A 20,285-nucleotide genomic window follows, 5' to 3' on the forward strand; every position below is an offset into this window, starting at 1 on the left:
TGCCGCTCACTGCCGCATACTTGGCCCATGACTAAACAACCGCCGGACGACGCGCATCTCGGCCGATTCCGCTGGGCCTGGTGGCTGCTGGCCTACGCCGCGCTGGCCCTGGGCCTGGTCGGCATCGTGCTGCCCGGGCTGCCGACGGTGCCGTTCGTGCTGTTGGCCGCATTCGCGGCGGGGCGCGGTTCCAAGCGCCTGCACGCGTGGCTGCACGCGCACCGTCAGTTCGGGCCGATGATCCGCGACTGGGAGCGCAGCGGGGCGGTCAGCCGCCGCGCCAAGCGCCTGGCCATCGGGATGATGATCGTGTGTGCCCTGATCATGGTCTTGACCGCGCCCGCCTGGTGGATGGCGGCGCTGGGCAGCGCGGTCATGGCCGTGGTGGCGATGTGGTTGTGGATGCGCCCGGAGCCCTGACCGCTGCCCGGCATTGAGCCATCGCGGGGTCGCGCTACACTGCGCGGATGAAGCTGAAAACCGCCATGCTGTTGATCGCGTTGTCGCTGCCGCTCGCCGGCTGCGGCAACAAGGGCCCGTTGGTGCTGCCGCAGGCGCCGGTATCGGTGGACGAGACGGTGCCGGTGACGCCGGTGGATGAGGTGCCCGCCGAGCCGGTGCCTGCCGACGCCACCGCGCCAGACGCCCCCGCGCCCGACGCCACTGCGCCCGATGTGCCGCCGGTGCCAACCGCCGACACACCGCCAGACCCCGCCCCGCAGGACGGCGATGGCTGAGACCTCCGCTTCGAGCCTGCGCTTCAGCAAGATGCACGGCGCCGGCAACGATTTCGTCGTGATCGATCTGCGCGATGGCGTGCCCGCGCCCGATGCCACGTTGTGTCGCCTGCTCGGTGACCGTCACCGCGGCGTGGGTTGCGATCAGATCCTGACCGTGGAGCCGCCGCGCGCCGCCGGCTCGGTCGCCAGTTACCGCATCTGGAACTCCGACGCGAGCCCATCGCAGCAGTGCGGCAATGGCGCGCGCTGCATCGCCGCGTGGCTGGTGCGCGATGGGGCCGCTCCCGCCGGCGGCCAGTTCCAGCTCGACAGCCCGGTCGGCACCCATGCGGTCACCGACCTCGGCGACGGGCGTTTCGAAGTAGTCATGGGCGTGCCGGACTTCGAGCCGGCACGCGTGCCGCTGCGTGGCTTCGAGCAGAGGCAGGACACCTACGTCCTCGACGTTGCGGGCACGCCCCAGTTCTTCGGCGCGGTGTCGATGGGCAACCCGCACGCCGTGCTCGAGGTGCCCGACACCGCCAGCGCCGACGTGGCCACGCTCGGCCCCGCGCTGCAGGCGCAGCCCGCCTTCCCCGAGTCGGCCAACATCGGCTTTGCCCAGGTGGACGCCTTCGACCGCATCCGCCTGCGGGTGTACGAGCGTGGCGCTGGCGAGACCCTGGCCTGCGGCAGTGGCGCTTGCGCCGCGGCAGCGGTGCTGATGCGCCGGGGCCGCGTGGCGCGCGACGTCGCGGTCACGCTGCCCGGTGGCGAACTGCGCATCCGCTGGCCGGCCGACGATGCGCCGCTGGCCATGGCCGGCCCCACTGCTTTCGTCTTCGAAGGCCTCCTGAGCGAGAACGCGACGCCATGACCGATACCGTTGAGAAGCTGGGCGCCCATGAAGTCGCGATCTGGCTGCGGCGCCACCCGCGCTTCCTGCAGCAGTTTCCCGACCTCGCGATCAGCCTGGTGGTGCCGCGCGACGAAGGCCCGGCGGCCTCGTTGGCCAGCTACCAGCTCGAGGTGCTGCGCGACAAGAACCGCGAACTCGCCCGCCGCCTGCAGGACCTGTTCGGCAACGCACAGGAGAACGAGCGCCTGACCGTGCGCACGCACCAGCTCACGCTGGCACTGATGCGTCAGGGCACGGCCGCGGACACGCTGCGCGCGATGGCGGCCTCGCTGGCCGAGGACTTCAACGGCGACCTGGTGCGCATGGTGCTGTTCAAGCCCGTGGCCGGACTGGACGAGGCCGAGTGGCTGCAGGTGATGCCCAGCGATGACGCGCGCCTGCATTCGTTCCGCGACTGCATGGGCGCGGGCGAGCCGCTGTGTGGTCGCCTGCAGCCGGAAAAGCACGTCGTGCTGTATGGCCCGCGAGCCGAGGATGTGCAGTCCACCGCACTGCTGCCGCTGCCGGGCATCGGCCTGGTGGCCGTGGGCAGCCGCGACCCCAACCGCTTCTTCCCCGGCATGGGCACGCTGTTCCTGCGCATGATGGGCGAATCGCTGACCGCGGCACTGGCGAGGTATGCGGACTGAGTTTCCCGCGGTCGAGGATTTCCTCGCCTACCTGACGGTGGAGCGGCGCATGTCCGCGCACACCATCGATGCCTACCGCCGCGACCTCGAGGCACTGGCCCAGTGGAGCGACGCACAGGCTATCGATGTGCTCGAGCTACAGCCGGAGCAGGTCCGTGGCTTCGTCGCCGCCGAACACCGCCGTGGCCTGTCGCCCAAGAGCCTGCAGCGGCGCCTGTCCGCGTGCCGCAGCTTCTACGGCTGGCTGGTGCGGCACGGTCGGCTAGCCGCGAGTCCCGTCGCAGGAATCCGTGCACCCCAGGCGCCGCGCAAGCTGCCGCAGGTGCTCGACCCGGACGAGGTGAAGGCGCTGGTGGAAGTGCCCACCGACGTGCCACTCGGCCTGCGCGACCGTGCGTTGCTGGAACTGTTCTATTCCTCCGGCCTGCGCCTGGGCGAACTGTGCGCGCTGCGCTGGCGTGACCTCGACCTGGCCGATGGCCTGGTCACGGTGCTGGGCAAGGGCAGCAAGCAGCGCAGCGTGCCGCTGGGCTCCTTCGCGCGCACGGCGCTGCACGAATGGCGTGCGTCCACCGGCGCCACCAGCGACGCGCCGGTATTCCCGGGGCGCGGCGGCGGGCCGATCACGTCGCGCGCGGTGCAGCTGCGCCTGCGTCAGCTGGCGCAGCGCCAGGGGCTGTTCAAGCGCGTGCATCCGCACTTGCTGCGGCACAGCTTCGCCAGCCACATCCTCGAATCCTCGGGTGACCTGCGCGGTGTGCAGGAACTGCTCGGCCACGCCGATATCGCCACCACGCAGATCTACACCCACCTCGACTACCAGCACCTCGCGAAGGTGTACGACGCGGCGCATCCGCGGGCCAAGCGGAAGGGGTGAGAGCGGTGAGACGTCACCGCCAAGGGCTGGAGGCGGGCATGGGGTGCTCTCGCAACCAAGCGAGTATCGGGGAGCGACTTGCGAGGGCACCCCATGCCCGCCCCCAGTAACCCTTGAGGGACGCAAGACCCACCCCCATCCATGGGTTTCCTCCCCCAGGAAGGTCCCCATGGGCCCGAGCCAGAATCCAAACGTCTTCCACGCCACCACCATCGTGTCCGTGCGTCGCGACGGCCGCGTCGCCGTCGCTGGCGACGGCCAGGTCACCCTCGGCGCCACCGTGATGAAGGGCAACGCGCGCAAGGTGCGCCGCCTTGGCCGCGACGGCCAAGTGATCGCCGGTTTCGCCGGCGCTGCGGCCGATGCGTTCACCCTGTTCGAGTTGTTCGAGGCCAACCTGGAGAAACACGGCCAGCTGACCCGCGCCGCCGTCGAGCTGGCCAAGGATTGGCGCACCGAGCGCCGCCTCGGCAAGCTCGAGGCGCTGCTGGCAGTGGCTGACCGCGAGACCTCGCTGATCATCAGCGGCACCGGCGACGTGATCGAACCCGAGGACGGCATCATCGCCATCGGTTCCGGCGGCATGTACGCGCTGTCGGCCGCGCGCGCGCTGATGGCGCACACCCAACTCGACGCCCGCTCCATCGCCACGGAGGCAATCGGCATCGCCGGCGACGTCTGCATCTACACCAACCGCAACGTCGTGGTGGAGGAACTGTGAGCATGAAACCCGACACCAGCAGTGCCACCATGACCCCGCGCGAGATCGTGCAGGAACTCGACCGCCACATCGTCGGCCAGCAGCAGGCCAAGCGCGCGGTGGCGATCGCACTGCGCAACCGCTGGCGCCGCATGCAGCTGGCGCCGGAGCTGCGCAACGAGGTGATGCCGAAGAACATCCTGATGATCGGCCCCACCGGCGTGGGCAAGACCGAGATCGCGCGGCGCCTGGCCACGCTGGCCAACGCGCCGTTCGTGAAGGTCGAGGCCACGCGTTTCACCGAAGTGGGCTACGTCGGCAAGGACGTGGAGCAGATCGTGCGCGACCTGGCCGACACCGCGGTCAAACTGTACCGCGAGCAGGCCAAGGTACAGGTGCGCACCCAGGCCGAGGAACGCGCCGAAGACCGCATCCTCGATGCGTTGCTGCCGCGCCGCGTGACCGGCATCGGTTTCGACCCGCAGGCCGCGCAGGCCGAGCCATCGGCGCAGGAGTCGGAAACGCGGATCAAGCTGCGCAAGCAGCTGCGCAGTGGCGCGCTGGACGAGCGTGAGATCGAAGTCGATGCCGCGGTCAACATCGGCGTGGACATCATGGCGCCGCCCGGCATGGAAGAGATGGGGCAACAGCTGCGGCAGATGTTCTCGCAGGTGGCCGGCAACAAGACCAACAAGAAGAAGCTGACGATCAAGGCCGCGCGCACGCTGCTGGTCGAGGACGAGGCGGCCAAACTGGTCAACGAGGACGACATCCGTGCCGCCGCGATCGAAGCGTGCGAGCAGCACGGCATCGTGTTCATCGATGAGATCGACAAGGTCGCCAAGCGCAGCCAGCCTGGTGCGACCGGCGGCGATGTCAGCCGCGAGGGCGTGCAGCGCGACCTGCTGCCCCTGGTCGAAGGCTCCACCGTGAGCACCAAGTACGGGCCGGTGAAGACCGACCACATCCTGTTCATCGCATCGGGTGCGTTCCACCTGGCCAAGCCCAGCGACCTGATCCCCGAGTTGCAGGGCCGCTTCCCGATCCGGGTGGAGCTGGGCGCGCTGAGCAAGGACGACTTCGTCCGCATCCTCACCGAACCCAAGGCGGCGCTGACCACCCAGTACGTGGAGCTGATGCGCACCGAGGGCGTGGACCTTTCGTTCAGCGCCGATGCCGTCGAGCGCCTGGCCGAGATCGCCGCGCAGGTGAACGACCGCCAGGAGAACATCGGCGCGCGCCGCCTGCACACGGTGCTGGAGCGCCTGCTCGACACGTTGAGCTATGAGGCGCCGGATCGCGACGGGCAGGGCGTGGCCATAGACCGCACGTATGTCGATGCGCATCTGGGCGAGCTGGTGCAGGACCCGGACCTGAGCCGTTACATCCTGTAACCGCGGGGCGGCATTTGCTTTACGTGAGCTTAACGCGCACCGGGCTACGGTCCTCGGTGCGCGCCGACAGGGGGAGATGCGCGCACTGCGCGTTCGTCCGTTCCACTCTTTCGGGGACCACACATGAAGCAGCAGAAGCTCGTCGCGGCGCTTGCCGCCGCCCTTGCATTGACCCTGTCCGCCACCGCGCTCGCCGCCCAGCCGGATCCCAATCGCGTCTGGGTGAAGTACAAACCCGGTGCCGGCGCGAGTGCCGAGGCGGCGCTGAAGGCCGCCGGCGCCCGCACCCACTACCGGTTCGACCGCCTGCGCGCGTTCGCCGCCACCGTACCGCCGCAAGCGCTGCAGGGTCTGCGCAACAACCCCAACATCGAATACATCGAAGCTGACGTGCCGCGCTATCCCACGGCGCAGACCACGCCGTGGGGCATCACCCGCGTGCAGGCGCCGGAAACCGCCGCCACTGGCGCCGACGGCACCGGTATCAAGGTGTGCGTGATCGACTCGGGCATCAACGCCAGCCACGAGGACTTCGCCGGCATCAGCATGACCGGTTACCCGAGCGGCTGGAACAACGACAGTTGCGGCCACGGCACGCACGTTGCCGGCACCATCGCCGCCGCCAACAACAGCGTGGGCGTGGTCGGCGTCAGCCCGGCCAAGGTCAGTCTGCACATCGTCAAGGTGTTCGACGGCGCCAGTTGCGGCTGGAGCTACAGCTCGACCTTGGTGGATGCGGCCAACCGTTGCCAGTCGGCGGGCGCGAAGATCATTAGCATGAGCCTGGGTGGCAGCGGCTCGAGCTCAACGGAAAACACCGCGTTCGCCAACCTCAACAGCGCGGGCATCCTCAGCATCGCGGCCGCAGGCAACGCGGGCAACTCCACGTTCAGCTACCCCGCTTCGTACGCCAGTGTGATGTCGGTGGCGGCCACGGACAGCGCCAATGCCAAGGCCACCTTCTCGCAGTACAACAGTGCGGTCGACATCGCCGCGCCGGGCGTGGGCGTGCTCAGCACGTACCCGTTCAAGAGCGCCGACGTCACCGTTGGCGGGAACAGCTACCTGGTATCGGCCATTGACGGCACCGTGCAGTCCACCGCCTCCGGCGCGCTGGTCAACGGCGGCCTGTGCGACAGCGTCGGCAGTTGGGCCGGCAAGGTCGTGCTGTGCGAACGCGGCGTGGTCAGCTTTGCGCAGAAGGTGGCCAACGTCACCAGCGGTGGCGGCGCGGCAGCGGTGATCTACAACAACGTATCCGGGGGCTTTTCCGGAACGCTGAACGGCAGCTCCACGATTCCCGCGGTGAGCATGAGCCAGGAGGACGGGCAGTCCCTGGTGGCCGGCGTGCTGGGCCAGAACGCCAGTGTCAGCACGGTGCCGGTCAGCAATACCAGTGGCTATGCCTATCTCGATGGCACGTCGATGGCGACACCGCATGTGTCGGGCGTGGCGGCATTGGCGTGGAGTGCCAAGCCGACGGCGACCAACGGCGACGTGCGTTCGGCCCTGGAGTCCACGGCGATCGACCTGGGCGCAGCGGGCCGCGACAACAACTTCGGCTATGGGCTGGTGCAGGCATTCGATGCGAGCGAGGCGTTGCTGGGCGGCGGCGGTGGCGGCACCCCGCCGGCCAACCTGACCGCGAGCAAGGGGGCGGTCGTGAAGGGTAAGTCGACCATCACCCTGAACTGGAGCGGTGGCGCCAGCGCCGTCGACGTTCGCCGCAACGGTAGCGTCGTGGCCGGGGGGATTGCCAATACCGGCACGTACGCGCAGTCGGTGCGTGCGCGCGGCTCGTACACCTACCAAGTGTGCAACGCGGGCACCAGCGAATGCAGCGGGTCGGTCACGGTCAGCTTCTGACCTGTCGCGCAGTGGTACCCGGGGGCCCGCGTTGCGGGCCCTCGGTTCTTCGGGCAGCGATAGTTCTGCCCTCGGGTGGCCAGAGTCAGTCCGCCCGCACCCGCCACGCCTCCGCCAGCGATATGGCGCCAGTGCGCGCCAGCGCCACCGCGGCCTGGGTCAGCGGCACCATGCCTTCCTCGACGGCGGTGCGGTGGATCTCGTCCGCCTGCGCACCGGGCACCACCAGTGCCTGCAGGCGCGGCGTCATCACCATGAGTTCGTAGACCGCACGGCGCTTGTGCACGCCCAGGCCGTCGCACTGCGGACAGCCGTGGCCGGTATGGAACACCTCATCCGCGTCCACCCCCAGCGCCTCACGGATGTGCGGATGCACCGCTTCGACCTCGCGGCAATGCACGCAGGTCAGCCGCACCAGCCGCTGCGACATCACCGCCAGCAGCGAAGCGCGCAGCAGGTAGGCCTCCACGCCCAAGTCCAGCAATCGGGTGACGGTGGTGGCCGCGGTGTTGGTGTGCAGCGTGCTCAGCATCAGGTGGCCAGTGAGCGCGCTTTCGACCGCGATGTCGGCCGTTTCCTGGTCGCGGATCTCGCCGACCATGATCACGTCGGGGTCGTGGCGCAGGAAGTTGCGCATCGCCGAGGCGAAGGTGAAGCCGGCGGCGCGGTTCACCTGCATCTGCTGCACGTCCTCGACGTGGAATTCCACCGGGTCCTCGATGGTGAGGATGTTGATGCGCTGCCGGCGCAGCTCCAGCAGCATCGCGTACAGCGTGGTCGACTTGCCGCAGCCGGTGGGCCCGGTGGTGAGGAACATGCCGTGGCTGCGCGACATCACGTCGTCCAGGCGCTCGCGGTCGTGCGCGGTCAGTCCCAGCTGGTCCAGGCTCCACAGGCCTTCGTTTGCGTCCAGCAGGCGCACGACCACGCTTTCGCCATGCACCGCCGGCAGCACCGAGATGCGCATGTCGATCTTGCGGCCGTCGTCCATCACGTGGCTGGTGCGACCGTCCTGCGGGCGTCGGTGCTCGGCCAGGTTCATCGCACCGAGCACCTTGATGCGGCTGACCACCGCCGGGTGCAGCGCGCGCATCAGCCGGCGCACCGGCACCATCTCGTCGTCGATGCGGTACAGCACGTCGGTACCGTGGACTCCCGGTCGCAGGTGGATGTCCGAGGCGCGACGCAGCACCGCTTCCGTGATCAGCGTCTTCACCATCCGCACCACCGGTGCTTCGCGGGCCAGCCGCTGCGCTTCCTGTTCGCTCTCGATGGCGGTGGCGGTGGGGTCCAGGCCCAGCTGCTGGACCACGTCGCGGTCTTCGACCTGGTCGTAGAGCCGGGCAATGGCTTCGCGGATGTCGCGGGGACTGGCGACCAGGGCAATGATGCGTTCGGGACTGAGGAAGTCGAGGGTGGCCTGTGCGTTGGCGGCCCCGGGGTCCTCCATCGCCACCGCCACCATGCCGTTATGGGTGCGCAGGGGCACCGCGCGCAGCTGCCGGGCGATGGCCGGGCTGATCTGGGTGAGTGCGTCCTGGGCCGGCTCCAGGCCCGACAGCCGCACCAGGGGCACGCCGAACCGGCACGCGACGCGGTAGCTGGCTTCGGAGGCGTCGTCCCCCAGCGCCAGCCAGCCTTCCAGCGGGGTGCCGGATGAGCCACGCAGGCGGGCAAAGGCGGAACGCGGGTAATTGGCCAGGAACTGGTCCAACGCAGCGGAACTGTCGATCAGCAGCGGTCCATCGCCAGGTGCGGTGTCGTCGGCCATGGGCGGCACTCGGGTGGGCTTTGCCCAGTGTGCTGCAAGGCGCGCGGCTTGTCTTGATGCGTGTCAAGCCCCCGGCCGGCGGGGTGGATCGTGGGCCGCCGGCCCGAGGGTGCGATAATCGCCGGATGAGCGATGCCCAGACCCCACCCCAGACCCCGCCCGCCGCAAAGCCCGAGACCACCCACTTCGGCTACCGCGACGTGCCCGTGGCCCAGAAGCAGAAGCTGGTGGCCGAAGTGTTCTCCTCGGTCGCGGGTAAGTACGACCTGATGAACGACCTGATGTCGCTGGGCATCCACCGGATCTGGAAGCGCTACTTCGTCGGCACCGCGCAGGTACGCCGTGGCGATCGCGTGCTGGACCTGGCCGGCGGCACCGGTGATATCGCCCTGCTGCTGCGCGACCGCGTGGGCGACAGCGGCAGCATCGTCCTGGGCGACATCAACGGCGAAATGCTGCGCGTGGGCCGCGATCGCATGACCGACAAGGGCAAGGTCGGCGGCTTCGAATACGTGCAGATGAACGCCGAGAAATTGCCCTTCCCGGACGCCAGCTTCGACCTGATCACCATTGCCTTCGGCCTGCGCAACGTCACCGACAAGGACGCCGCGCTGCGCGAGATGTTCCGCGTGCTGAAGCCGGGCGGGCAGGCACGCGTGCTGGAGTTCTCCGAGGTCAAGGCCGACTGGTTCAAGCCGATCTACGACTTCCACTCGTTCAACGTGCTGCCCAAGCTGGGCAGCCTGTTCGCCGGTGACGCGGGGAGCTACCAGTACCTGGCCGAGAGCATCCGCAAGCACCCGCCGCAGGACGAGCTGAAGGCAATGATGCAGGCCGCCGGCTTCGCCCGCTGCGACTACAAGAACCTCAACGCCGGCATCGTCGCGATCCACACCGGCTACAAGGCCTGAGGGCTGCACCCCGCGAGCCGCACCCCGAACGCGGCTGATGCCCGCTCCCCCGCGGCGGGGCGGGCCATCGCAGACGTCGCCAAATCGGCGTGTGGAGGCCTGACGGCGCCCAAGCCGGGGCTGGCGTGACAGGCCGCAGGCGCACCATCGACGCGGGCGGCGGTACACTCGGCCGCTCACCCGCAACCGTGGTCCTTCCATGCGTCATTCGATCCTGACCCTGTGCCTGGCCGCCGCGCTCGCCGCTGGCTGCTCGCGCGACACCACGCCGGCCCCCGGCGCAGATGCCCAGCCCGCCGCCACCCAGCAGGCCGCCGTGAACGCCACCGCCGAAACCGACGAGCAGTCCTACGCCGAACCCCACAAGGTCCGCACCAAGGACCTCGCGCTGGAGCTGAAGGTCGACTTCGACGCCAGGACCCTGTCGGGCAGTGCCACCTACACCCTGGACTGGCTGGACAAGAACGCCACCCAGCTGGTGCTGGACAGCCGTGCGATCACCGTCGAGAAGGTGGTCGGCGAGCGCGCCGACGGCAAGTGGGACGACCTCAAGTTCAGCTTCGCGCCGGCGGACGAACTGCTGGGCAGCAAGCTCACCATCGAAGCGCCGCAGCGCAACGCCCGCATCCGCGTGACCTACACCACGTCGCCGGAGGCCTCGGGCCTGCAGTGGCTGACCCCGGCGATGACCGAGGGCAAGAAGACACCCTTCATGTTCAGCCAGTCGCAGCAGATCCACGCGCGTTCGTGGGTGCCGCTGCAGGACACGCCGCGCGTGCGCTTCACCTACACCGCGCACGTGACCGCGCCGAAGGATGCGATGGTGCTGATGAGCGCCGACAACGATCCGAAGGCCGCGCGTGACGGCGACTACAGCTTCACCATGCCGCAGCCGATCCCGTCGTACCTGCTGGCCATTGCCGCGGGCGACCTGGTGTTCCAGCCGATCACCGACAAGGCCGGCGTGTGGGCCGAGCCGTCGATGGCGCCCAAGGCCGCGGCCGAGTTCGCCGACACCGGCCGCATGATCGACACTGCCGAGCGCCTGTACGGCCCGTACCGCTGGGGCCGCTACGACATCCTGGTGCTGCCGCCGTCGTTCCCGTACGGCGGCATGGAGAACCCGCGCCTGACCTTCGCCACGCCGACCGTGATCACCGGCGACAAGACGCTGGTGTCGCTGATCGCGCACGAGCTGGCGCACAGCTGGTCGGGCAACCTGGTCACCTTCTCCAGCTCCAAGGACGCGTGGCTCAACGAAGGCTTCACCAGCTACGTCGAGAACCGCATCATCGAGGACCTGTTCGGCAAGGAACAGGCCGACATGGAGAGCGTGATCTCGCGCAACGAGCTGGCCGACGAGTTCAAGGACGCCAAGCCGGAACTCACCGTGCTGGCGCTCAAGCCTGAAACCATCCGAAACCCGGACGACACGCTGACCTCGCAGCAGTACACCAAGGGCGCGTGGTTCCTGCAGTTCCTCGAGCAGCGCTTCGGGCGTGACGTGTTCGACCCGTTCCTGAAGGGCTACTTCGACCACTTCGCGTTCCAGTCGATCCCCACCGCGAAGTTCGTCGACTACCTCAAGACCAACCTGATCGAGAAGCACCCGGGCAAGGTCACCATGGCCGAAGTCGAGCAGTGGGTGTACCAGCCGGGCATCCCCGACTTCGCTCCGAAGACCGTATCGGCGCGCTTCGAGGCCGTCGACACCGCGCGCAAGGCGTGGCTGGACAACGGCACGCTGCCGGACAAGGCGCTGACCTCGAAGTGGATCACCCAGGAGTGGGTGCACTTCATCGAAGGCATGCCGGAGACGCTCAAGCCTGACCAGCTGGCCGCGCTGGATGCCGCGTACCAGTTCACCGGCACGCCCAACGGCGAGATCGCGCAGCGCTGGTATCCGCTGGCGGTGCGCAGCGGCTACACCCAGGCCAATGCCGCGATCAGCGCGTTCCTGCAGAAGATCGGCCGCCGCAAGCTGATCATGCCGACCTACAGCGCGCTGGTGAAGACGCCCGAAGGCCTGAAGCTGGCCGAGGAAACCTTCGCCAAGGCCAAGCCGGGCTACCACCCGATCACCACCGGTTCGGTGGAAGCGGTGATCGCCAAGGCCAAGCAGGCTCCGGCGCAGTAACGCATGCGATGGCGCAATGCCTTCATCGCGGCCGCCCTCGTGGCGGCCGCGTTGTTGTTGGCGGGTGGTGCGTGGGTGGCGCGCGATCCGGAGGTGGTGCTGCGCGGCGAGTTCGCCCGCCTGCGCTGGAAGGCGGGGCTGCGTTCCGGCACGGTGCAGGCGGCCGGACACCGCTGGGTGTACGCGTACAACGACGACGCCCCGGCCGACGCGCCGCTGATCGTGATGCTGCACGGCTTCACCGGCAGCAAGGAGAACTGGTACCCACTGGCCGCGCAGTTGCGCGGGCGCTACAGGCTGGTCGCGCCCGATCTAGCCGGGTGGGGCGCCAGCAGCAGGCAGCCGGGCGCCGATTACGGCTTCGCCGCGCAGGCCGGGCGCGTGGCGGCCTTCGTCAAGGCGGCGCGTCAGACCGGGCGGCCGACCGTGCTGCTCGGCCACTCCATGGGCGGGGGCATCGCCGCGCTGGTGGCAGCGCGGTATCCCGAATTGATCGATCGCGTCGGCCTGCTCGATGCCGCCGGCGTGCGGTTCGCCGACAACCGCTTTGGCGAGGAAGTGCTCGCCGGACGCAACCCGTTTGAAGTGCACGATGTCGCCACGATGCACCGCTACCTCGACACCGTGTTCCACGTCGACGCCGCCAAGCCCTGGATCCCGTGGCCGGCGGACGGCATCTACATCGCGCGTCGCCAGCGCGAGGCGGCCTTCGAACAGGCCGTGCTCGACCGCATCGGTCGCGGCGACGAACGATTCCTGCCCGGGGATGAAGCCGGGCACATCCGCCAGCCCGCGCTGCTGCTATGGTGCCGCCAGGACGCGGTGATCGACCCCAGTGCACTCGAGCTTTACGCCGCGCGCATGCCACAGGCGGCAAAAGTACTGCTCGATGGCTGCGGCCACATGTCATTGATGGAACAACCTGCGGCCGTTGCCGATGCGGTGGTCGCGCTGATCGAACGAGGACAGCCCCGATGACCGTACCGAACAAGCCCGCCCCCCTCCGTCTCCTTCTGCCGCTGGCCGCCGCACTGGCTGTGGTGGCCTGCAAGCCCGCCGAGGATCCCGCTGCCATCGCCGCGCGGCAGAAGGCCGCGATCGAGCAGGCCGCCGACGAAGCCGCCAGGCAGTTCGACGCCGAATACGGCCGCCACAACTGGGAGCTGGCCAAGGCGCACGGCGACGTGCTGATCGACAAGTACCCCGACAGCACCGCCGCCGCGCGCATCAAGGAACGCCACGCTGAGGCCGTGACCAAAGCCGTCGACGCGCGCGAGCAGCGTCGCCTGTCCTCACTGTGGTCGTACGGCAACGAGCCGGCGCGGAAGGGCAGCCAGCTGTCCGCGTCGATCTACTCGCAGGAACCGGTGGACACCGGCGGCGGCGCCCAACCCGTGCGCCTGATCTTCCGCGACCACCCGGAGTGGGGCACCAGCAGCTACCTCGTGCTGGAAGCCGGTGACTTCAACTGTTACGCCGGCTGCAAGGTCAAGGTGAAGGCTGACGATGTCGCACCCAGGCCGATGGCCGCCACGCGCCCGAAGACCGACGAGGCCATCGCGATGTTCATCGAGGACGAGAAGGCGTTGTGGAAGCTGGCGCGCGACGCCAAGGTGATTGAGATCGAATTCCCGGTGAAGGCCGGTGGCACGCGCACCGCGGTGTTCGAAGTAGCCGCGCTGGATACCACCTCGCTGCCGAAGTGGCCGCAATAGGCGCTGGGCTTTACGTCGCTTTTCCATCACGGGAGTAAGCTCCGGGCATGGCGCGCGGATCGCCCGCCATGCCGGCGCGAGGCGGAACCCCGCGCCCCGTCACTGCGGCGACGCCGCGTGGAGCGCAGGCGCCGCCTTCCGGGAGGCCGCCATGCTTTCGCCCCGTTTGCACAACCTGCTCGATGCGCAACACGCGCCCTACACCCCGTTGTCCCACGAGCGTTCCGTCACCGCGCTCGACACCGCTGCGGCCGCGCATGTCCGGCGCGAGTTGTTCGCCAAGACCGTGATGCTCAAGATCGATGGCGCACTGGCGATGATGGTGATGCCCGCCGCCTACCGCGTCGACCTCCATCGGCTGTCGCTGGCGCTGGGCGGTCCCCTGGTCGAGGTGGCTGAAGAGGCGGAATTCCGCGATGCCTTCCCCGACTGCGAACTGGGCGCGATGCCACCGTTCGGTCACCTGTATGGCATGCCGGTGTACGTCGACTCGCGCCTGGCGCAGCAGCCGGAGATCGCCTTCAATGCCGGCACGCACACCGACGCGGTGCGCATGCCGTACGCCGAATTCGAGAGGCTCGCCGAGCCGGAACTGCTGTGGCTCGCGCACGTGATGTAGAGGCGGCGCCTCTGCTGCTCAACGCCACAGTGCGAACGGCAACATGCCCCAAGCCGCGAGCACCGCGCACCACTGCAGCACCAGCACGGCGGCGACCAGGTTGAAGCGGCCACGCACCAGACCCTCGTGCCCGCGGACGCTGCGCCACGCCTGCCACAGCATCAGCAGCGGCAACGCGGCCGTGACCGCATACAGCGCCAGACTGGCCGCGGTACGGTCGCCCAACTGGGTATAGGACTGGAGCAGGAACAGCGGAACCGGCAGCACCAGCAGCGCCGCCCCCATCACGCCCGGCGTGCGGAGCGGTTCGTGCCCCAGTGCGGCACGTACCGGTACGACCAGCAGGAACCACGCCAGTCCCAGCAGTCCCAAGGCCGGGCTGGCCACCATGGACCAGTAGGTGGCGGGGTGCACCTGGCGATGGGTCCGCAGGCCGTCGCTGATCAGTCGTTCGCCGTTCGCGCCGGACAACAGCACGTGCGAGGCACTGCTGCGATCGTCGGCGACGAAACGCGCCCCGCCCTGCGGAGTCAGTGTGCGCGTGGGGCGTTGGCCGTGGGTGTAGCGCAGGGCCTGGCCGTCCCACGCCAGGGTTGCGCTGTCGAACAGGAAGTCGGCGTAGGCAAACTGGGCCATGCGGTTGGGCGCAGGGACGAAGCGCCCCGTCCACGCGGCTACGTTGCGCGGCGGCGGTTGCGCGCTTTCCCTGCGGGCCGCGGGCAGACCGAGGGCGTTGACCAGCAGCGCGTCGAAGCGACCCGAATCGCGGCCATCGCCGTCGGCGTTCTGCACGGTCACGAACACGTGTCCGCCACGGGCGGCGTTCGGGTCCGGATACACGCACAGCATCGCGTGGAAGCCGACCACGTCGCCGGCATGGCACAGGCCGACCACGCCATGGCGGTCGCGGCGCGCCAGGCCGAGGGCGTAGCCCACCTGCAAGCCGGCGCGCGCGGCGTCGGTCGAGGTCGGCCGGCCCATCGCGCGCAGCAGCGACGGCGCCACCAGCGGGCGGTCGCCGACGCGTCCCTCGCCCAGCAGGAAGGCCCCGAACACCGCCAGGTCCCGCGCCGTGGTGGTGAACTGCCCCGCGGGCCGCAGGTAGACCGGCATCGCTGGCGCCGGTGTGGCGAGATCGTGGTGGCCCCAGGCCAGGCGCGGATCCGCGCCCGGGCCGTCCTGCGTGGTGAAGCGGAAGGTGCTGTCGCGCATGCCCAGTGGCCGCAGCAGTTCGCGGTCGAGCCAGGTTTCATAGCGTTCCCGCGTGACCGCTTCGATCACCATGCCGGCCAACGCGAAGCCCATGTTCGAGTAGGAGAACTGGCTGCCGGGGCGGCTGCGGATGGCCAGTACCGTCGGATCGCGGTCAAAGGCCTCGCGCAATGGCGTGTCGGGCGTCGGCTGCGTGCTGAACAGCTGCCACAGGCGGATGTCGTCGAGCCCCGCGGTGTGGTCGAGCAGGTGGCGCACGCGCACCGGTTGGTCGGGCCACGGATTGTCGAAGCGCAGTGCCGGCAGGTAGCGGTTGACCGGCGCGTCGAGGTCCAGCCGGCCGGTGCTCGCCAGGTGCAGCAGGCCGGTGGCCAGCACGGTCTTGGCAATCGAGCCGACGTGCACCCGGCTGTCGGCGCGAAGCGGCTCGCGGGTGGCCGCATTCTTCACCCCGGCCGCGCCGGTGTGGATCGCACCGTCACGGCCGAGCGTGGCCCAGACCGCGCCGGTCACGCCTTCCTCCTGCAAGGTCCGCTCGACCTGCGCCTTCAGGGCCCCGGGCGCGGCGCGCGCCGGTGCCACCACGCCCAACAGTCCTGCCAGCACGCCCGCGATGAGCAGGCGTTGATGATCGCTCCACATCCTGTGGCACTCCCGGTTACGCGGCCATGGCCATTCAACCGACGGCCAGCATGATGGGACAGGGCCGAAGGTCATCCCAACGACCGGCTGCCGCAGCGAGCCGCGGGCGCTGGGACTTAAAGCGCGTAGCCGAACTGCTGCTTGAACTGCTCGGCAAACTCCTCGTAATCGAAGCGCTGGTTCTGCGTGCCCGGATGCTCCACCTTCAGCGCACCCATCAGGTTGCCGATGCGGCCGATGGTCATCCAGTCGTAGCCCTTCTCGATGCCGAAGATCAGCCCCGCGCGGAACGCATCACCGCAGCCGGTCGGGTCGGTCACGCGGCGCTCGTGCGCCGGCGGCACGTCGAAGGTTTTCTCCGTGGTGTGGATCTCCGCACCCTTGGGCCCGCGCGTGCAGATGTATGCCTTCACCCGCTGCATGATGTCCTTCTCGCTCCAGCCGGTGCGCTCCTGCAGCAGGTTGGACTCGTAGTCGTTGACGGTGACGTAGTCGGCCAACTCGATGAAATTGCGCAGTTCCTCGCCGTTGAACAGCGGCATCGCCTGGCCCGGATCGAAGATGAAGGGGATGCCGGCTTCGGCGAACTGCTTCGCGTTCTGCAGCATGCCTTCGTAACCATCGGGGCTGACGATGCCGAAGGTCACGCCAGGCACGTCCTTCACGTGGTTCTCGTACGAACGCATCATCGCGCCCGGGTGGAACGCAGTGATCTGGTTGTTGTCGTGGTCGGTGGTGATGAATGCCTGCGGGGTGAAAAGCTCATCGATCACCTTGACCCGGTCGAGCGTGATGCCCTGCTCGGTGAACCAGTCGCGGTACGGGCCGAAGTCCTGGCCCACCGTGGCCATCGGGATCGGATCGCCGCCAAGCAACTTCAGGTTGTAGGCGATGTTGCCGGCGCAGCCACCGAATTCGCGGCGCATCCGCGGGACCAGGAAGGACACGTTGAGGATGTGCACCTTGTCCGGGAGGATGTGGTTCTTGAATTGGTCGGGGAACACCATGATGGTGTCGTAGGCCAGCGAACCGCAGATGAGTGCCGACATGGGCGGGAAGCTCCTGTTGAGGGGGCAGGCCGCCCGCCGGACGGACGGGTGCGGCAGGGTGTGGAAGGGACGGACGTGGCCGTACGGCGCGTAGGGTAGCCGGTGGGCCGCCCCCGGGCCAGCCGACTCCGGCCCGTGACCGCCGTCGCAAGTTGAACCAAGCGCCAGCGCGGGACCTTGTGAACGTCGCGAAAACCGACGCAAACCCCTGATTTTCCTTGCCCGGCCCGGGGGGTGTTGCTAGGCTAGACCACTTGCCCCCGCATCCCCCAAGACGGCCTGTTTCCCGATGTTCAAGAAGTTTCGCGGCATGTTCTCCAATGACCTGTCCATCGACCTGGGCACGGCCAATACCCTCATCTATGTCCGCGGACAGGGCATCGTCCTGAACGAACCCTCGGTGGTTGCGGTCCGCCAGGATCGCCTGATTGGCGGTACCCGGTCGGTGGCCGCGGTCGGCGCGGAGGCCAAGCAGATGCTCGGCCGCACCCCCGGCCACATCACCACCATCCGGCCGATGAAGGATGGCGTCATCGCCGACTTCACCTACACCGAGGAAATGCTCAAGTACTTCATCCGCAAGGTGCACAAGAGCCGCTTCCTGCGCCCCAGCCCGCGCGTGCTGGTGTGCGTGCCGTGCGGCAGCACCCAGGTGGAGCGCCGCGCCATCAAGGAATCGGCCGAGGAGGCCGGCGCGCGCGAGGTGTACCTGATCGAGGAGCCGATGGCGGCGGCGATCGGTGCCGGCATGCCGGTGACCGAGGCCCGCGGTTCGATGGTCGTGGACATCGGCGGCGGCACCACCGAAGTGGCGGTGATCGCGCTCAACGGTATCGTGTACTCGGCATCGGTGCGCATCGGTGGCGACCGTTTCGACGAGTCGATCATCAACTACGTGCGCCGCACCTACGGCACCCTGATTGGTGAGGCCACCGCCGAGCGGATCAAGCTCGAGCTGGGCTGCGCCTACCCGCAGAAGGACAACCGCACCATGGAGGTCACCGGCCGCAACCTCGCCGAGGGCGTGCCGAAGATGATCACCATCAGCAACAACGAGGTGCTGGAAGCGCTGCGCGAGCCGCTGGCCGGCATCGTCACCGCGATCAAGCTGGCGCTGGAGCAGACCCCGCCCGAACTGGGTGCCGACGTGGCCGAGCGCGGCATCGTGCTGACCGGTGGCGGCGCGCTGCTGCGCGACGTGGATCGCCTGATCAGCGAGGAAACCGGCCTGCACGTGCAGGTGGCCGATGACCCGCTGACCTGCGTGGCCCGTGGCGGCGGTCGTGCGCTGGAACTGGTGGACATGCACGGCAACGAGTTCTTCGCGCCGGACTGAGCCGCATCCGTGTTACCGCGCGCGTGGCGCGGCCCCGTCGTCCCCTCCAATCCGTGACCTGATCCGCTGACGTGCCGCCCTACGCCGGTCCCCCCACGCCCCCCCGCTCCGGCGAGATTGCCGATTCACTGCGGCTGATGATTTACCTAGGGCTGGCGCTGGCCCTGATCGTGCTCGACCACCGCGGCGGCTGGCTGCACCAGGCGCGGACCGTCGTCTCCCAGGTCGTGCAGCCCCTGTGGGCGGTGGCCGGATGGCCCGGGCAAGCCATGCGCCGCGTGCAGGACGATGCCGGCACGCTGGGCCAGCTCACCGAAGAGAACCAGCACCTGCGCCAGGAGCTGCTGCTCAGCCAGGCGCGAATGGCACGCCTGCGCACCGTGGCGGCCGACAACGAACGCCTGCGCGGGCTGCTCGGTGCCGCCCAGACCAGTGGCGTCGACGTTCAACTGGCGCCGATCCTCGATATCGACCTCGATCCCACCCGCCAGCGCCTGGTGGTGCGGGCCGGCACGGCCGATGGCGTGCGGGTCGGGCAGAGCGTGATCGATGCCGGTGGCCTGCTGGGGCAGGTCATCCAGGTCAACCCGCAACAGTCCACCGTGCTGTTGATCACCGACCCGGCGCACGCGGTGCCGGTGGCGGTGGTGCGCAACGGCGTGCGCCTGGTGGCCTACGGCAGCGGCGAAGGGGGACGCCTGCGCCTGGGCAACATTCCCACCTCCAGTGACGTGAAGGTGGGCGACGAGTTGATCACTTCCGGGCTGGGCGGTCGCTTCCCCGCCGGTTTCATGGTGGGCACCATCGTTGACCTGAGGCCCGATGAGAGCCGCGCCTACCTGCAAGGAGAGGTGCGGCCCGCCGCGCAACTGGACCGGGGCCGCGACGTGCTGCTGCTGCGCGCGGCGCCGGGCCCCGCGGCCGTGCCTTCAGCCGGTATAAACACGGCCCCCGCCGCGACCGAGGCCACCAACGCCGCCGCTGGCGTGCCCGGACAACTGGCGCCGGTTTCGCCCGCGCTGCAGGTCCGCTACCCGCGGCGTCCCACGCCCGGCCCCGGTGACGGCCCGGCCACGCAGAACGCGGCCGTGCCACCGACCGGAGCGGCGGGGACTGCCGGTAGCACCCCGGCGGTCAACCAACCCGCGGCGCCAGCGGCGGTCACTCCGCCGCCATCCGCGCAGCCTCAAACCACGCTGCCTCAAACCACGCCGCCTCCGACCACGTCGCCTCAAGCCGCCCCGGTCCGCCGCCCGCCGCCGCCATCGTCGCCGCCCGCCACCAACGAAGGAGCGGGCCGATGAGCCGCACGCTGACCCATTGGGTGCTGCCGCTGAGCGTGGTCGCCGCGCTGCTGCTCGGCCTGCTGCCCTTGCCGCCGATGCTGCAGCCGCTGCGTCCGTACTGGATCGCGTTGGTGCTTGCGTACTGGCTGATCGAGGAGCCCGACCGGGTAGGACTGGGCGTGGTTTTCTGCGTCGGCGTCATCGCCGACCTGGCCTTCGGCACGCTGCTGGGCGAGCAGGCGCTGCGCCTGGTGGTGATGGGCTTCATCATCCAGCGCTTCCGCGCGCGGTTGCGCTTCTTCCCGATCTGGCAGCAGGCGTTGTCGATCGGTGGGCTGCTGTTCAACGACCGCATCGTCGCCGCGGCCATTCACGTGGCGTTGGGCCTGAAGGCGCTGCCGTCGATGTTCTGGCTGGCGCCTGTCGCCGGCATGGTGCTGTGGCCGCTGGTGTTCCTCGCACTGGACGCGGCGCGCTACGGCCGGTGGCGGAGGGGCTGAGCC

At 69.1% G+C, this 20,285-nt stretch carries 19 protein-coding genes; 16 read left to right on the forward strand and 3 right to left on the reverse strand.

Annotated elements, in window-relative coordinates; genetic code table 11:
• The first annotated feature begins 27 nt into the window (after window positions 1-27).
• From AC3ARF_RS01350 to AC3ARF_RS01385, 8 genes are all read left to right on the forward strand, one after another.
• Complete coding sequence (locus AC3ARF_RS01350; RefSeq protein WP_498929593.1) at window positions 28-420, forward strand: YbaN family protein; 393 nt, start codon at window positions 28-30, stop codon at window positions 418-420.
• A gap of 47 nt (window positions 421-467) precedes the next feature.
• Window positions 468-737, forward strand: coding sequence for an LPS translocon maturation chaperone LptM (gene lptM / locus AC3ARF_RS01355; protein ID WP_498929595.1), 270 nt, complete (start codon window positions 468-470; stop codon window positions 735-737).
• A complete protein-coding gene (gene dapF / locus AC3ARF_RS01360; protein WP_498929597.1) occupies window positions 730-1,596 on the forward strand; it encodes a diaminopimelate epimerase in 867 nt (288 codons plus the stop codon). The genes lptM and dapF overlap by 8 nt, the downstream gene beginning before the upstream one ends.
• Window positions 1,593-2,267 carry a DUF484 family protein gene (locus AC3ARF_RS01365; RefSeq protein ID WP_498929599.1) on the forward strand — a complete coding sequence of 225 codons (675 nt, stop codon included), beginning with the start codon at window positions 1,593-1,595 and terminating at the stop codon, window positions 2,265-2,267. Before dapF ends, AC3ARF_RS01365 begins: the two co-directional genes overlap by 4 nt.
• A complete protein-coding gene (xerC, locus tag AC3ARF_RS01370) occupies window positions 2,257-3,144 on the forward strand; it encodes a tyrosine recombinase XerC (RefSeq protein WP_498929601.1) in 888 nt (295 codons plus the stop codon). The genes AC3ARF_RS01365 and xerC overlap by 11 nt, the downstream gene beginning before the upstream one ends.
• A gap of 169 nt (window positions 3,145-3,313) precedes the next feature.
• A complete protein-coding gene (gene hslV / locus AC3ARF_RS01375; RefSeq protein WP_498929603.1) occupies window positions 3,314-3,865 on the forward strand; it encodes an ATP-dependent protease subunit HslV in 552 nt (183 codons plus the stop codon).
• A 2-nt stretch (window positions 3,866-3,867) separates the two neighbouring features.
• Window positions 3,868-5,238 (forward strand): ATP-dependent protease ATPase subunit HslU, encoded by a 1,371-nt coding sequence (gene hslU / locus AC3ARF_RS01380; RefSeq protein WP_498929605.1) that lies wholly within the window; start codon window positions 3,868-3,870, stop codon window positions 5,236-5,238.
• 123 nt (window positions 5,239-5,361) lie between these two features.
• On the forward strand, window positions 5,362-7,104 hold the full coding sequence (locus AC3ARF_RS01385; protein ID WP_498929607.1) for a S8 family serine peptidase: 1,743 nt from the start codon (window positions 5,362-5,364) through the stop codon (window positions 7,102-7,104).
• An 85-nt stretch (window positions 7,105-7,189) separates the two neighbouring features.
• Here AC3ARF_RS01385 and AC3ARF_RS01390 read toward each other — a convergent pair whose 3' ends face one another.
• Window positions 7,190-8,875, reverse strand: coding sequence for a GspE/PulE family protein (locus tag AC3ARF_RS01390; RefSeq protein WP_498929609.1), 1,686 nt, complete (start codon window positions 8,873-8,875; stop codon window positions 7,190-7,192).
• Between the two features lie 125 nt (window positions 8,876-9,000).
• Between AC3ARF_RS01390 and ubiE the strand changes: the two genes are divergently transcribed.
• From ubiE to AC3ARF_RS01415, 5 genes are all read left to right on the forward strand, one after another.
• Window positions 9,001-9,786 (forward strand): bifunctional demethylmenaquinone methyltransferase/2-methoxy-6-polyprenyl-1,4-benzoquinol methylase UbiE, encoded by a 786-nt coding sequence (gene ubiE / locus AC3ARF_RS01395; RefSeq protein WP_498929611.1) that lies wholly within the window; start codon window positions 9,001-9,003, stop codon window positions 9,784-9,786.
• 199 nt (window positions 9,787-9,985) lie between these two features.
• Window positions 9,986-11,923 (forward strand): M1 family metallopeptidase, encoded by a 1,938-nt coding sequence (locus AC3ARF_RS01400; RefSeq protein WP_498929613.1) that lies wholly within the window; start codon window positions 9,986-9,988, stop codon window positions 11,921-11,923.
• Window positions 11,924-11,926: 3 nt separating this feature from the next.
• Window positions 11,927-12,901: an alpha/beta fold hydrolase gene (locus tag AC3ARF_RS01405; protein WP_498929614.1), complete on the forward strand. Its 975-nt coding sequence runs from the start codon at window positions 11,927-11,929 to the stop codon at window positions 12,899-12,901.
• On the forward strand, window positions 12,898-13,638 hold the full coding sequence (locus AC3ARF_RS01410; RefSeq protein WP_498929615.1) for a hypothetical protein: 741 nt from the start codon (window positions 12,898-12,900) through the stop codon (window positions 13,636-13,638). The genes AC3ARF_RS01405 and AC3ARF_RS01410 overlap by 4 nt, the downstream gene beginning before the upstream one ends.
• A gap of 151 nt (window positions 13,639-13,789) precedes the next feature.
• Entirely contained in the window at window positions 13,790-14,257 is a 468-nt protein-coding gene (locus AC3ARF_RS01415; RefSeq protein ID WP_498929617.1) for an aminoacyl-tRNA deacylase, read from the forward strand.
• An 18-nt stretch (window positions 14,258-14,275) separates the two neighbouring features.
• Here the strand turns inward: AC3ARF_RS01415 and AC3ARF_RS01420 are convergent, their stop codons facing one another.
• Window positions 14,276-16,111, reverse strand: a complete 1,836-nt coding sequence (locus AC3ARF_RS01420) for a serine hydrolase domain-containing protein (protein ID WP_498929619.1) — start codon at window positions 16,109-16,111, stop codon at window positions 14,276-14,278.
• Between the two features lie 116 nt (window positions 16,112-16,227).
• Window positions 16,228-17,160: a carbohydrate kinase family protein gene (locus tag AC3ARF_RS01425; RefSeq protein ID WP_498929621.1), complete on the reverse strand. Its 933-nt coding sequence runs from the start codon at window positions 17,158-17,160 to the stop codon at window positions 16,228-16,230.
• A 289-nt stretch (window positions 17,161-17,449) separates the two neighbouring features.
• Here AC3ARF_RS01425 and AC3ARF_RS01430 point away from each other — a divergent pair, with 289 nt between their 5' ends.
• The 3 genes from AC3ARF_RS01430 (at window position 17,450) to mreD (ending at window position 20,282) form a co-directional block, all read left to right on the forward strand.
• The gene (locus AC3ARF_RS01430) at window positions 17,450-18,496 is read left to right on the forward strand and encodes a rod shape-determining protein (protein ID WP_498929623.1); all 1,047 of its coding nucleotides are present in this window, start codon (window positions 17,450-17,452) and stop codon (window positions 18,494-18,496) included.
• Window positions 18,497-18,567: 71 nt separating this feature from the next.
• Window positions 18,568-19,800, forward strand: a complete 1,233-nt coding sequence (mreC, locus tag AC3ARF_RS01435) for a rod shape-determining protein MreC (RefSeq protein ID WP_498929624.1) — start codon at window positions 18,568-18,570, stop codon at window positions 19,798-19,800.
• Window positions 19,797-20,282, forward strand: coding sequence for a rod shape-determining protein MreD (gene mreD, locus AC3ARF_RS01440; RefSeq protein WP_498929626.1), 486 nt, complete (start codon window positions 19,797-19,799; stop codon window positions 20,280-20,282). Before mreC ends, mreD begins: the two co-directional genes overlap by 4 nt.
• Window positions 20,283-20,285: the final 3 nt, after the last annotated feature.

The sequence above is a fragment of the Lysobacter sp. KACC 24251 genome, assembly GCF_057747755.1.

Excerpts from the sequence above, each read along its gene's own strand:
- AC3ARF_RS01350 (WP_498929593.1), top strand. The coding sequence starts at position 28 with ATGACTAAACAACCGCCGGACGACGCGCATCTCGGCCGATTCCGCTGG.
- lptM (WP_498929595.1), top strand. The coding sequence starts at position 468 with ATGAAGCTGAAAACCGCCATGCTGTTGATCGCGTTGTCGCTGCCGCTC.
- dapF (WP_498929597.1), top strand. The coding sequence starts at position 730 with ATGGCTGAGACCTCCGCTTCGAGCCTGCGCTTCAGCAAGATGCACGGC.
- AC3ARF_RS01365 (WP_498929599.1), top strand. The coding sequence starts at position 1,593 with ATGACCGATACCGTTGAGAAGCTGGGCGCCCATGAAGTCGCGATCTGG.
- xerC (WP_498929601.1), top strand. The coding sequence starts at position 2,257 with ATGCGGACTGAGTTTCCCGCGGTCGAGGATTTCCTCGCCTACCTGACG.
- hslV (WP_498929603.1), top strand. The coding sequence starts at position 3,314 with ATGGGCCCGAGCCAGAATCCAAACGTCTTCCACGCCACCACCATCGTG.
- hslU (WP_498929605.1), top strand. The coding sequence starts at position 3,868 with ATGAAACCCGACACCAGCAGTGCCACCATGACCCCGCGCGAGATCGTG.
- AC3ARF_RS01385 (WP_498929607.1), top strand. The coding sequence starts at position 5,362 with ATGAAGCAGCAGAAGCTCGTCGCGGCGCTTGCCGCCGCCCTTGCATTG.
- AC3ARF_RS01390 (WP_498929609.1), bottom strand. The coding sequence starts at position 8,875 with ATGGCCGACGACACCGCACCTGGCGATGGACCGCTGCTGATCGACAGT.
- ubiE (WP_498929611.1), top strand. The coding sequence starts at position 9,001 with ATGAGCGATGCCCAGACCCCACCCCAGACCCCGCCCGCCGCAAAGCCC.
- AC3ARF_RS01400 (WP_498929613.1), top strand. The coding sequence starts at position 9,986 with ATGCGTCATTCGATCCTGACCCTGTGCCTGGCCGCCGCGCTCGCCGCT.
- AC3ARF_RS01405 (WP_498929614.1), top strand. The coding sequence starts at position 11,927 with ATGCGATGGCGCAATGCCTTCATCGCGGCCGCCCTCGTGGCGGCCGCG.
- AC3ARF_RS01410 (WP_498929615.1), top strand. The coding sequence starts at position 12,898 with ATGACCGTACCGAACAAGCCCGCCCCCCTCCGTCTCCTTCTGCCGCTG.
- AC3ARF_RS01415 (WP_498929617.1), top strand. The coding sequence starts at position 13,790 with ATGCTTTCGCCCCGTTTGCACAACCTGCTCGATGCGCAACACGCGCCC.
- AC3ARF_RS01420 (WP_498929619.1), bottom strand. The coding sequence starts at position 16,111 with ATGTGGAGCGATCATCAACGCCTGCTCATCGCGGGCGTGCTGGCAGGA.
- AC3ARF_RS01425 (WP_498929621.1), bottom strand. The coding sequence starts at position 17,160 with ATGTCGGCACTCATCTGCGGTTCGCTGGCCTACGACACCATCATGGTG.
- AC3ARF_RS01430 (WP_498929623.1), top strand. The coding sequence starts at position 17,450 with ATGTTCAAGAAGTTTCGCGGCATGTTCTCCAATGACCTGTCCATCGAC.
- mreD (WP_498929626.1), top strand. The coding sequence starts at position 19,797 with ATGAGCCGCACGCTGACCCATTGGGTGCTGCCGCTGAGCGTGGTCGCC.